Raw genomic sequence first — 12622 nt, forward strand, 5'->3', positions numbered from 1 at the left:
CGGGCCCGTCTCTTAGAAGTCCACCGCGGCGGACAGGATGAAGGTGCGCGGCGTGCCGAGCACCAGGTAGTTCGCCCCCGGATAGCCGCCGGCGGAGGCCCAGTAGTCCTTGCCGGTCACGTTCTCCACGCGGCCGCGCAGGGCGACGGCCCGGCCCGCCAGATCGACCTCGTAGCTGGCGCCCAGGTCGAAGCGGGTCCAGGACGGCAGGCTGGTGGTGTTGGCGGCGTCCGCATACTGCGACGCCGTATGGACCATCCGCGCATCCACCGTCAGGCCCGGCAGTACGGGCACGTCCCAGGCGACGTTCACGTTGAGCTGGAGGTCGGGCACGCCGATCGCCGTGTTGCCCTCGTTGACGCCGCCGGCCGTGCGGGTCAGCTCGGCATCGATCCAGGTCAGCCCGCCCAGCAGGCGCACCCCCTCGACGGGTTCCCCGAACAGGCTCAGTTCGAGGCCGCGGTTGCGCTGCTCGCCCGAAACGGCGAAGACATTGTTCTCCACGACCGAACTCGGCAGCGTGATCGTGAAGGCGCTGAGCGTAGCGCCGAAGCGCCCGGCGTCGTACTTGGCCCCGATCTCGTACTGTTCGGCCGTATAGGGGCTGAACGCCTCGCCCGCGTTCAGCACCGGGCTGCCGCCGCTGGTGGCCGGGGCGATCTCGCCTGGGCGCAGGCTCTCGGCATAATTGCCGTAGAGGGAGATCTGATCCGTCGGCTTGTAGACGAGGGCGACGGTCGGCGTGACCGCGTCGTCGTCGTAGCCGGACAGCCGCGCACCGGTATTGTAGTCGTAGGTCTTCGTCTCGATGCTCTGGTAGCGGGCGCCGACCGTCAGCAGCACCGTGCCGTCCAGGAACGACAGCATGTCGGCCAACGCCACGCTGCTGTTGTCGCTCCTCTCGGTGACGCCCGGGTCGGACAGGTCGCCGCCGACGAAGAAGTCCGGCGCCGGGGCCGCCACGGCGACCGGCCGGTAGAGATTGCCCGCGAACCCGGCGAAGCTGGAAAAGGCGTAGGCGTTGCGCGACTTCAGCGAGACCGCGGAGGCCGAGAGGATCACGCGGTGCCCGACCGGGCCGGTGGCGAAGTCGCCGCGCACGCCGGTGTCGGCGGAATAGACCGTGTCCTCGCGCGCATTGTCGAAGCGGTAGGTGCTGGTGGTGCCGTCGGCCGTCGCGGTCGGGTTGGCCAGGACGTTGTCCTCCTTGCCGTCGCGGGCGCCGAACGCGGCCCAGGCCGTGATCCGGTCGGTCAGGTCGTATTCCGCGCGGACGGCGCCGAAGAGCTGTTCCTCGTCGCTGTAGGTCCAGGGCTGGGCGAAGTTGCCGGCGGCATCGGGCGCCGCCGGAATGGCGCCCAGCGGGGTGACGCTGGGCCGCGGCGCGTCGATGTGGTGGTCCTGGTAGCCGATGTCGGCGGACAGCCGCAGCCGCTCGCCCTGATAGTCGGCGCCGAAGGCCAGCACGCTCAGCTCGCGGTCCTGCCCCTCCACCGACGTCTCGCCGTCGCGCCGCACGGCGTTCAGCCGGATGCCGGCGGCGTCGCCCTGGCCGAAGCGGCGCGCGACGTCCACGGCGGCATAGCCCTGGCCGTCATTCTCGAAGCCCAGGGTGACACGGTTCAGCGGGTCCCTCGGGGCGCGCTTCGGCACCAGATTGACCGACCCGCCGGCGGCGCTGCCGCCGGGGGCGGCACCGTTCAGGAAGGAGTTGGCGCCGCGGAAGACCTCCACCCGCTCCAGCAGTTCGGCGGCGACGTACTGGCGCGGCAGGATGCCGTAGACGCCGTTGTAGGTCATGTCGTCCGAATAGACCGGGAATCCGCGGATCACATAGAGTTCCTGGAAGTTCCCGAAGCCGCGGGCGACCCGCACCACCGGGTCGTTCTGCAACACGTCCGCCACGCTCTTGGCCTGCTGCTGCTCGATCAGCGCCGAGGTGTAGGCCGTGGTGGCGAAGGGCGCGTCCATCATGTCCAGATTGCCCAGCAGGCCGGCGCGCCCGCCGCGGGCCACCTGGCCGCCGGCATAGGCCCCGGTCAGCCCGACCTGCGAGCCGCTGCCGATGACGATGATCTCCTCGATCTCCTGGTCGTTGGCGGGCGTGGGCGTGGACTGGGCGAGAGCCGGTGCGGCGAGGCCGATCACCAGGGCCAGGGCTGCGGAACCGGAAAGGACGCGCGTCATCCGAGGGGACTCCAGGAGCGTATCGGGAACGTATCGGGCGCCGGCCGTCGGCGCCGCATGTGCGAACGCTTCTAAATTGCATACTTGAGGAGACGGCGCAACGCGCTTCTGGCTGCATCGGCCGGATAATCGGACCACCACGCGCAATCAGTCCGATCTCGTCCGTATGTTTCTTTATCCGGTCCGCACAACGCTCCGTAGTCCGGACCGCCCCCGTCCTCCATCTCCCCATCGGGATAGATAGGGGCCGAATCCGGTAGACCTAGTTTGCTCACGGAACCGATCGGGACGGCGGCATCGCGGCCGACGGCGACGGAATGACGGGGGACGCCAGTGCGCGACAATGGGCCGGTCACAGGTCGGGAAGTGGAACTGCGCGACGACGAGCTTCTGGTGTCGCGCACCGACACCGGAGGGCGCATCGTCTTCGTGAACCGGGCGTTCATCGAGATCAGCGGCTTCTCCCGGGAGGAGCTTGTCGGCGCGCCGCACAATCTCGTCCGCCATCCGCACATGCCGAAGGAAGCCTTCGCGGACCTCTGGGCCACGATCAAGGCGGGCCGCCCCTGGGAGGGGCTGGTCAAGAACCGCTGCAAGAACGGCGACCACTACTGGGTCCGCGCCAACGTCACCCCCCAGGTGGAGAACGGGCGCGTCGTCGGCTATGTCTCCATCCGCTCCCGCCCCACCCGGGAAGAGATCGCCGCGGCGGAGGAAGCCTATGCCCGCTTCCGCGAGAATCGCGCCACCGGCGAGCGCATCCGGGAAGGCGCCGTCGTCGCCGCGGGACTGGGCGCAAGGCTCCGTCGCTTCGCCCGCAGCATCACCGGGCGCCTGACCGCGATGGTCGCCATCGGCATGGTGGCGGGCGGCGTCGGCGCCTGGTCGGGTCTGTCCGGCATGGCGGACAGCAATGCCCGCCTGCACACGGTCTATCACGAGAACATGCGTCCGGCCCTTGATCTGGGCGCCGCCCTGGACCTGATGCGCGCCAATCAGGAAGCCGTCGTCGCCATCGCGCTGGCGCTGCGCACGGGATCGGCGCCCGAGACGATCGCCCGGCAGGTCGCACAGGTCCGGAGCACGTCCGAGGCGATCAACGCCGAACTGGCCGAGTTCGGAACGCACGGCTTCGGAACGACCGAGGCGGCGAAGCGCTTCGTCGAACGGCGGGCGCTCTACCGGCAGGAAGGTCTGTCACCCGCCCTGGAGCACGCGGTCCAGGGGGATGCCGATGGCGTGGACAGGTTGCTGGAGACGAAGATCAGGCCGCTGTTCGAGGTGGCGGTCCAGGACGGCCGGGCTCTCCAGGCGGAACTGGCGCAGGCCGCAGGCACGGCGTTCGACGATGCCACGGCCGCCTTCCGCAGCCGCCTCTGGGAAACGGTGGTCGTGGTCGGCCTGCTGGCCGCCCTGATGGTGGGGCTGGGAGCCGTGGTCCTGGGCGCCATCCGGCGGCCGCTCACCCGCGCGGAGGTGGATTTCGACGCCCTGGCGCGCGGCGACTTCGCCCGTGCCATCCCGAATTCCCCCGTTGCGGAGTTCACCCGCCTGAGCGCGCAGATGCGCAGCCTGCGCGCCAAGCTGGCCTACGGTCTGCAAGAACAGGCCGAACAGCGCCAGGATGCCGAGGATGCCCGGCGCGCCGCCCTGCTGCGCATGGCCGATACGGTCGAACGGGAGGCCGGCAGCGCCGTCGCCACGGTGTCCGAGCGGACCCGCCGGATGACCAGCCGTGTCGATGGCATCGCCGGCGCCGCCGGCCGGGTCACGGAAAGCTCCGGCACCGTGGCGTCCGCCGCAGCCGAGGCATTGACCAGCGCCAATACCGTCGCCGCGGCGACGGAGGAGCTGTCCGCCTCCATCCGCGAGATCACGGCGCAGATCGGTCAGGCCACCAGTGTCACGCGGGAGGCGGTGAAAGCCGGGACCGACACGCAGCAGACCATCGGCGCGCTGTCCGACGCGGTCAGCCGCATCGGTGAATTTGCCACCATCATCAACGACATCGCCGGGCAGACGAACCTGCTGGCGCTGAACGCGACCATTGAGGCCGCCCGCGCCGGTGAGGCGGGCAAGGGCTTCGCCGTCGTGGCGCACGAGGTCAAGTCGCTGGCGAGCCAGACCTCACGCTCCACGGAGGACATCCAGCGCCAGATCGACAGCATCCAGGCCGCGACCCGGCTGGCCGTCGAGTCCGTCAGCCGCATCTCCCGGCGGATCGAGGAGGTTGACGGCATCTCCACCGCCATCGCCGCGGCGATCGAGGAGCAGGCGGCGGCAACGGGGGAGATCGCCCGCAGCGTGGCAGAGGCGGCCGAAGCCGCCCGCAACGTCTCCACCCGGATCGCGGACGTGTCGGAGGAGGCGTCAGCCACCGGCAGCGACGCCGCCCGGGTCCGCGACGAAGCCTCCGAAGTGGCGACCAGCGTCGAGGATCTGCGCCAGGTGATCGTGCAGGTGGTGCGGTCGGCCACGGTTGACCGGGACAGCGCCGACCGGGCTGCCTGAAACGGGCAGCCTGAAACGGGCAGCCTTACCGCCCGCCGCTGCACCCACGGTCAGACAGCGGAGCGGACCCGCCGCCGGAAGACCGGGGGCCGAGCCATGCATCCGGGGCCCGACTGATACCAGGTCGTTTCATACATGCCGATGCATCTGCCCGACCTGCGATTGATCTGGATCAAGCGCAGAAGTCATGAGCCGACTTAATAATATCCCCACCGCAAGAGTAGATTAAGGTTAAAATTTTATTAACCCTTCCCTTGGCCATCCCTTCGGACTGGGGACGGGATCCGCCGTCATGCCTCCCCCCAGAAACGGGCCTGACACCGGGTCCGGGAAACGCAGCGTTCCGATGCCCAGTGCTCTGATCCCCAGTGTTCCGATGCTCCTGGCCCTTCAGCATCCCGCCCCGATCCATCCCCGACAGCACCGCCGATGACGACCTGACCCGGACGCTCCCCGCGCCCCCGGACGCGATGGTGCGCCCGCCGCCCTGTCCCCAGCCCCGTTCCCACGCCCCACTCCCGGAGATCCCGCATGCGCGACAACGGTCCCGTCACCGGCAAGGAAGTGCCCATGCCCGAGGGCGCCTTCATCGTGTCGAGGACGGATCTCAAAGGCCGGATCACCTTCGTGAACCAGACCTTCGTGGAGATGTCCGGCTACAGCGAGAAGGAGCTGCTCGGCGCCCCGCACAACATCCTGCGCCATCCGGACATGCCCAAGGTCGCCTTCGCCGATCTGTGGGCGACGATCCAGGCGGGCAAGCCGTGGGAGGGCGTGGTCAAGAACCGGCGCAAGAACGGCGACCATTACTGGGTCCGCGCCAATGTCACGCCCGAGGTCGAGGGCGGCAAGCTGGTGGGCTACATCTCCATCCGTCAGGCGCCGACCCGGGCCCAGATCGACGCCTGCGAGGCGCTCTACGCCGACATCCGCACCGGCCGCGCCAAAGGCATCATGCTGAAGGAGGGCGAGGTCCGGCCCACCACGCTGACCGGCCGGACCGGGCGGACGCTGCGGAGCATCAGCGGCCGCGCCCTGGTCGGCTTCTCCGCCTACGCGGCGCTGCTGCTCGCCGCCATGGCCTGGAGCGGCGAGCCGGGGGTCATCCTGCTGCTGGCGGCTGCCCTGGCGGCGGGGGCCGGCGGCATCTTCGGCGTGCTGCGGCTGACCAAGCGGGAGCTGGACCGCGCCCAGACGCACCTGGAGGCGACGGCGCGGAACGACTTCCGCCACGACGTCGAAATCCCCACCTGCCCCGACTTCATCCCCCTGGCCGGCCAGATCCGCGCCCTGCGCGCGCGGCTGGCCTACACCCATCTGGAACGGGTCGAGCTGGAGACCAGGGCGGCGCGGGACCGCGAACAGGCGCTGCGCCGCATGGCGGAGACGGTGGAGCGGGAATCCATCGAGGCTGTGAAGACCGTCGCCTCGGACACCGATGCCATGGCGAGCGACGCCACCGGCATGTCCAGCGCCGCCGACCGGGTCAGCCATGACGCCAGCGGCGTGGCCGCGGCGGCGGAGGAGGCGCTGGCGAACGCCAGCGCGGTCGCCGTGGCCACGGAGCAGCTCGGCGCGGCGATCCAGGAGATCGCCCGGCAGGTCGCCAGCGCCGGCGCCGTCACCGAAACGGCCGTGGGCGAGACGCAGGCGGCGGCCGAGGTGATCGACGGACTGTCCCAGGACATCGAACGGATCGGCACCATCGCCCAGTTGATCCGCGACATCGCCCAGCAGACGAACCTGCTGGCGCTGAACGCCACGATCGAGGCGGCCCGCGCGGGCGAGGCGGGCAAGGGCTTCGCCGTCGTTGCCGGGGAGGTGAAGAACCTGGCGCTCCAGACCGCCCGCTCCACCGAGGAGATCACGGCCAGCCTCGCCGCCATCCAGCAGCGCAGCACCGACGCCGTGGCCGCCGTCCACCAGATGACGACCAGCGTGTCGCAGATCCACGAGATCTCCGGCGCCATCGCCCTGGCGGTGGAGGAGCAGCGCAAGGCGACGCAGGAGATCAGCGACAGCGTCGGCGAGACGAGCAACGCCGCCCGCGAGGTGGCACGGCTCATCAGCGCCGTCGCCAGCACGGCGCGCGAGACCGGCAGCCAGGCGGCCCGTGTCCATGCCAAGACCACGGATGTGGCGGACAGCGTCAACGCCCTGCGTCAGAAGATCGTCACCATCGTCCGTGAGGCGACGGACGAGGTCGGGCAGCGCCGCAGCGCCTGACCACTTTCCCTCCGGCCGCCCTCCTTTGACGTCCGGCTCCAGCGGGGGCGGGAACCTTCCGCGGTTCTGCGCATTGACCAGGGCGCGGCCCTGCACCGAGCCGCGAGCGCCGGCGTGCAGCCGCCGCGCGGTCCCGTCGCGGACCGGCCGTCCCTGCCCCGCCGGAACCACAGCGACGACGAGAGCGTCCGGCACCGGAGCGAATGCCGATGATCCTCTCCCTCGTCCTGCTTGTCCTGATCGGACTTCCCCTGGCCGCCGGCGGTGTCTGGCTGATCTCGCTCGGCGGAAGCTGGTACTACCTGATCGCCGGCCTGGGGTTCCTGGCGACCGCGGCCGTGCTGCCGCGCACCGGAAACCTCGCACGGCTGCTGTTCGCCGCCGTCCTGGTCGGCACCCTTGCCTGGGCCGTGACGGAAGCCGGGCTCGACTGGTGGCCCCTGGGCACCCGCGGCGGGCTGGTCATCCTGGCGGCCGTCTGGCTGCTGACGCCCTGGGCCACCCGTGACGCGCCGGGCTGGGGCTTCGGCCGGATCGCGCTGGGCCTTGCCGTGCTGGCCTCCGTGGCGACGGCCGGCCTCGCCCTCACCCGGGACGAGCACCGCCTTGCCGGCCGGCTGGACCCGGCGCAGGCGATGCAGGCGGCGGCAGACGATCCCTCCCCGATCGACGACACCGTGCCGCCGGGCGAATGGCACCATTACGGCCGCACCCTGAAGGGTCGCCGCTATTCGCCGCTGGACCAGATCACGACCGGCAATGTCAGCCGGTTGCAGGTGGCCTGGACCTACCGCACCGGCGACGTGATGCGGCCGGGCGACGTGACGGAGACGACCTACCAGGTCACGCCGCTGATGGTGGACGGGCTGCTCTATCTCTGCACGCCGCACAACCTCGCCATCGCCGTGGACGCGGCGACCGGCGAGGAGCGGTGGCGTTTCGACCCGATGGTGGGGCTGGAGGACAACCGGCAGCACCAGACCTGCCGCGGCGTCTCCTACCACGCCGATCCGGATCTCGCCGGGCAGAGCTGCGGCGCGCGGATCTTCCTGCCGACCTCCGACGCCCGGCTGATCGCCCTTGATGCCGCCACCGGTGCCGTCTGCGCCGGGTTCGGCAAGAACGGCGCGGTCGATCTCTGGACCAACATGCCGAACCAGAAGGCCGGGTTCTATTACTCCACCTCGCCGCCCGTGGTGGCGCGCGGCCTTGTCGTCATCGGCGGCGCCGTGAACGACAACTACGCGGTCCAGGCGCCCTCCGGTGTCATCCGGGCCTACGACGTGGACACGGGCGATCTGGTCTGGAACTGGGACTCCGGCAATCCGGACCGCACCGAGCCGCTGCCGCCGGGAGAGACCTACACGCCGAACTCGCCCAACACCTGGTCGGTGATGAGCGCCGACCCGGATCTGGGGATGCTCTACGTCCCCCTGGGCAACCGGACGCCGGACCAGCTCGGCATGGGGCGCAGTCCGGCGGTCGAGCGGTTCTCCTCCTCCGTCACGGCGCTGGACCTGGAGACGGGTCAGGTGCGCTGGGTCTTCCAGACGGTCCATCACGACCTCTGGGACATGGACGTGCCGGCGCAGCCGCTGCTGCTCGATCTCGACATGCCCGGCGGCCGCGTCCCGGCCATCGTCGCGCCGACCAAGCAGGGCGACATCTACGTGCTGGACCGCCGTACCGGCGAGCCCGTCCTGCCGGTGCGGGAGGTGCCCGCCCCCGGCGGCACGATCCCGGAGGATTTCAGCGCCCCGACGCAGCCCGTCTCCGGCCTGAGCTTCATGCCCCAGCCGCTGCGGGAGGAGGACATGTGGGGCGTCAGCCTGCTCGACCAGCTCGCCTGCCGGATCCAGTTCCGGTCGCTGCGTTACGAGGGGCGCTACACCCCGCCTTCCACCCAGGGAACCCTGGTCTATCCGGGCAATTTCGGGGTCTTCAACTGGGGCTCCATCGCCGTGGACCCGGTGCGGCAGGTGATGGTCGGGATGCCGACCCATCTCGCCTTCACCTCGCAGCTCATTCCGGCCGACCGGATCGGAGCCGACCAGGAGGTGAACACCGGCGAGGCCGGCCTGAACCTGAATGTCGGCGGCCCCTACGGTGTCATCATGCAGCCCTTCCTGTCGCCCTTGGGCCTGCCCTGCCAGCAGCCGCCCTGGGGTTATGTGGCCGGTGCCGACCTGCGCACCGGCGGGATCGCCTGGATGCACAAGAACGGCACCATCCAGGACGCGGCCCCGGTTCCGGTGCCGATCCGGATCGGCGTGCCCGGTCTGGGCGGCCCGGTCATCACGGCGGGCGGCGTCTTCTTCCTGAGCGCCACCATCGACAACTACCTGCGGGCCTACGACCTGACGACGGGCCGGCAGATCTGGGAGCACCGGCTGCCCGCCGGCGGGCAGGCGACGCCGATGACCTACATGATCGACGGCCGGCAGTACGTGGTGCAGGTGGCCGGCGGTCATGGCTCCATCGGCACCGACACGGGTGACTTCGTCGTCGCCTTCACCCTGCCGCGCTGACGGGCCCCACGCCGATGGGCCCCGTCCTATTCCGCCGCCTGCCGCCGCCGGTCCTCGGCGGGGCGGCGGCGGGCCCGTAGCGCCAGCCGCTCGATCAGGACGAACAGCAGCGGCACGAAGATGATGCCCACCAACGTCGCCGCCAGCATGCCGCTGAAGACGGTGATGCCGATGGACCGGCGGCTGGCGGCCCCCGCCCCGGAGGCGACCAGCAGCGGCACGACACCGAGGATGAAGGAGAAGGCGGTCATCAGCACGGCGCGGAACCGTGTCCGCGCGCCGTCCACCGCCGCATCGATCACCGACAGGCCGTGCTCCAGGCGGGTCCGGCTGAACTCCACGATCAGGATGGCGTTCTTCGCCGCCAGCCCGACCAGCAGGACAAGGCCGATCTGGGCATAGACGTCCAGCGGCGAGGCCGTGAGCAGGAGCCCGCCCAGCGCCCCCAGCAGGGCAACGGAGACGGAGAGCACCACCGCCAGCGGCAGGGTCCAGCTCTCGAACTGGGCCACCAGGAACAGGAAGGCGAACAGGAGCGCGAGGCCGAAGACCAGGACCGCCTCGCCCCCCGCACGGATTTCCTGATAGGAGAGGCCGGACCATTCGTAGCCGAAGCCGTCGGGCAGCGTTTCCGCCAGCACGCCCTCCATCGCGGCCAGCGCCTCACCGGAAGTGCCGCCCGGCGCCGCCCCGCCATTCACCGTCGCCGCCAGAAACTGGTTGTAGCGGCTGATGGAATCGGGCCCCAGGGCGGTTTCCACCGTGACCAGACTGGACAGCGGCACCAGCGCGCCGCCCTGGGCCCTGACATGCAGGCGCTGGATGACGCTGGCGGTGTCGCGGTACTGCGGCGCATCCTGGACGCGGACCTGGAAGACCCGGCCGTACAGGTTGAAGTCGTTCACGTAGGCCGAGCCGAGATGGGCCTGCAACGTCCCGAACACATCGCCCGGGGTGACGCCCAGCGTCGCCGCCCGGGTGCGGTCCAGGTCCACGAACAGGTGCGGCACCTCCGCCGAGTAGGTCGAGAAGACCGCCTGCAACGCCGGGTTCTGGTTGGCCGCGACCAGCAGCCCGCGCAGCACCGACGCCAGTTCCTGCGGCGACTGCCCCGACAGGGCCTGGAGGCGGAGGTCGAAGCCGCCGGTCGCGCCCAGCCCGGGGATCGAGGGCGGGTTGAAGGCAACGATGTTCGCCTCCGGCATGGCCTGGAAGCGGGGCGTGAGCGCCCCGATCAGGGCCTGCACGTTCTCCTCGTCCGACCGCTCGGCCCAGGGCTCCAGCACGACGATGGCAAGGCCGGCATTGGACCCGCCGCCGCCGAGAAGGCTGAACCCGGAAACGGTGATGACATCGGAGACGCCCGGCGTCTCCTGCGCCATGGCCGCGACCCGGTCCACCACCTCCTCCGTCCGGTTGAGGGCGGCGGCGCTCGGGAGCTGGATGTTGACGAAGAAATAGCCGGCATCCTCCGCCGGCAGAAAGGCGGTCGGCACGGCCCGCAGCGACACCCAGGCGCCGGCGACCACCAGCGCCAGCGCCCCCGCCACGACGATGAGGTGCCGGCCCAACCGCCCGACCAGCGCGCCGTAGCCCGCCCTGGTCCGGTCCAGCACCCGGTTGAACAGTCCCAGCGGCCCCCGGCGCCGGGGCTGGTGCCCCGGCTTCAGGATTAGGGCGCAGAGGGCGGGGCTGAGCGTCAGGGAGACGAGGCCGGAGATCAGGAAGGCGACCGTGATCGTCACGGCGAACTGGCGGTAGAGCTGGCCGGTGATGCCGGGCAGGAAGGCGACGGGGACGAAGACCGCCGCCAGCACCAGGGTGGAGGCGACGATCGGCCCCGTCACCTCCCCCATCGCGCGGATGGCGGCGGTCCTGGAGTCCAGGTCGGGCGCATCGCCCATGACGCGGTGGACGTTCTCCACCACGACGATGGCATCGTCCACGACCAGCCCGATGGCGAGCACCAGCGCGAACAGGGTGACGGTGTTGGCGCTGTAGCCCAGCACCAGCAGCACGGCGAAAGTGGCGATCAGGGACACCGGGATCGCCAGCGTGGGGATCAGGGTCGAGCGAAAATCCTGAAGGAAGAGGAAGGTCACCCCGACCACCAGCACGAAGGTGATCGCCAGGGTGAGCGCGATCTCCTCGATGGTGGCGGAGACGAAGCGGGTGGTGTCGAACACCACCGCGTAGTCGAGGCCGGGCGGGAACTGCCCGGCCAGCCGCTCGATCTCCGCCCGCACGGAGTCCGCGACATCCAGCGCGTTGGCGTCGGGCGACTGATAGACGACCAGCGTGGCGGAGGGCTGGCCGTTCAGCCGGGCACTGGCGTTGTAGGTCTGCGCCCCCAGCTCCACGTCGGCCACGTCGCCCAGCCGGACCAGGGCGCCGGCCTCCCCGACCCGGACGACGACCTGGCGGAACTCCTCGGCGGTCTCCAGCCGGCCCTGGGCGAGGACGGTGAGCTGCTGGCGCTGGTCGGTGCCGGTCGGCGGGGCGCCGATCTGGCCGGCCGGCGCCTGCACGTTCTGCGCTTCCAGCGCCGAGACGATGTCCCCGGCGGTGACGCCCAGCGACGTCATCCGGTCCGGATACATCCAGATCCGCATGCTGTAGGTCAGGGCCCCCAGCACCTGCGCCTCGCCCACCCCTTCGATGCGGGCGACACGGTCGCGCAGGTTCAGGCTCGCATAGTTGCTGATGAAGAGGGAATCCAGCCGTTCGTCCGTGGCGAACAGGTTCACGGCCAGCAGCATGTTCGTGGACTGCTTGCGGACCGCCACCCCCTGACGCGCCACGGCCGAGGGCAGCAGGGCCGTGGCGAGCTGCACCCGGTTCTGCACGTTGATGGCGGCAAGGTCCGGGTCGGTGCCGACCTCGAACGTCACCGTCAGCGTGTAGCTGCCGGCATCGGTGCTGCTGGAGGACATGTAGAGCATGTCATCCACCCCGTTCACCTGGGCCTCGATGGGGGCGGCCACCGTTTCCGCCACCACCTGGGCGTTGGCGCCAGGATAGGTCGCGCTGACCTGCACGGCCGGCGGGGTGATCGGCGGGAACTGCGCGACCGGGATGGCGCGCAGGGCCAGCAGCCCCGCCACCACCAGGACCAGCGACAGCACGATGGCCAGGTTCGGCCGGCGGACGAAGATGTGCGAGATCATGTC

Annotated in this window: 5 protein-coding genes; 3 read left to right on the forward strand and 2 right to left on the reverse strand. The window is 70.5% G+C overall.

The annotated features are described in order from the left end of the window. Window positions 1–12: 12 nt before the first annotated feature. The gene (locus ACFQPS_RS18025; RefSeq protein ID WP_377360611.1) at window positions 13–2187 is read right to left on the reverse strand and encodes a TonB-dependent receptor; all 2175 of its coding nucleotides are present in this window, start codon (window positions 2185–2187) and stop codon (window positions 13–15) included. Between the two features lie 366 nt (window positions 2188–2553). Here ACFQPS_RS18025 and ACFQPS_RS18030 point away from each other — a divergent pair, with 366 nt between their 5' ends. The 3 genes from ACFQPS_RS18030 to ACFQPS_RS18040 all read left to right on the forward strand — a co-directional run bounded on the left by ACFQPS_RS18030 (window position 2554) and on the right by ACFQPS_RS18040 (window position 9452). Further along, a complete protein-coding gene (locus ACFQPS_RS18030; RefSeq protein WP_377360612.1) occupies window positions 2554–4698 on the forward strand; it encodes a methyl-accepting chemotaxis protein in 2145 nt (714 codons plus the stop codon). Window positions 4699–5229: 531 nt separating this feature from the next. Continuing rightward, a complete protein-coding gene (locus ACFQPS_RS18035) occupies window positions 5230–6924 on the forward strand; it encodes a methyl-accepting chemotaxis protein (protein ID WP_377360613.1) in 1695 nt (564 codons plus the stop codon). Window positions 6925–7133: 209 nt separating this feature from the next. Continuing rightward, window positions 7134–9452 carry a glucose/quinate/shikimate family membrane-bound PQQ-dependent dehydrogenase gene (locus tag ACFQPS_RS18040; protein ID WP_377360614.1) on the forward strand — a complete coding sequence of 773 codons (2319 nt, stop codon included), beginning with the start codon at window positions 7134–7136 and terminating at the stop codon, window positions 9450–9452. A 26-nt stretch (window positions 9453–9478) separates the two neighbouring features. On the opposite strand, the gene ACFQPS_RS18045 is transcribed toward ACFQPS_RS18040, so the two are convergent. Further along, on the reverse strand, window positions 9479–12619 hold the full coding sequence (locus ACFQPS_RS18045) for an efflux RND transporter permease subunit (RefSeq protein ID WP_377360615.1): 3141 nt from the start codon (window positions 12617–12619) through the stop codon (window positions 9479–9481). Between the last annotated feature and the right edge of the window lie 3 nt (window positions 12620–12622).

Source organism: Rhodocista pekingensis (assembly GCF_042665545.1).
Lineage (GTDB): Bacteria > Pseudomonadota > Alphaproteobacteria > Azospirillales > Azospirillaceae > Rhodocista > Rhodocista pekingensis.

What these genes read in the sequence shown, in the direction of transcription:
- ACFQPS_RS18025 (WP_377360611.1), bottom strand. Translation starts at nt 2,187, where the DNA reads ATGACGCGCGTCCTTTCCGGTTCCGCAGCCCTGGCCCTGGTGATCGGC.
- ACFQPS_RS18035 (WP_377360613.1), top strand. Translation starts at nt 5,230, where the DNA reads ATGCGCGACAACGGTCCCGTCACCGGCAAGGAAGTGCCCATGCCCGAG.
- ACFQPS_RS18040 (WP_377360614.1), top strand. Translation starts at nt 7,134, where the DNA reads ATGATCCTCTCCCTCGTCCTGCTTGTCCTGATCGGACTTCCCCTGGCC.
- ACFQPS_RS18045 (WP_377360615.1), bottom strand. Translation starts at nt 12,619, where the DNA reads ATGATCTCGCACATCTTCGTCCGCCGGCCGAACCTGGCCATCGTGCTG.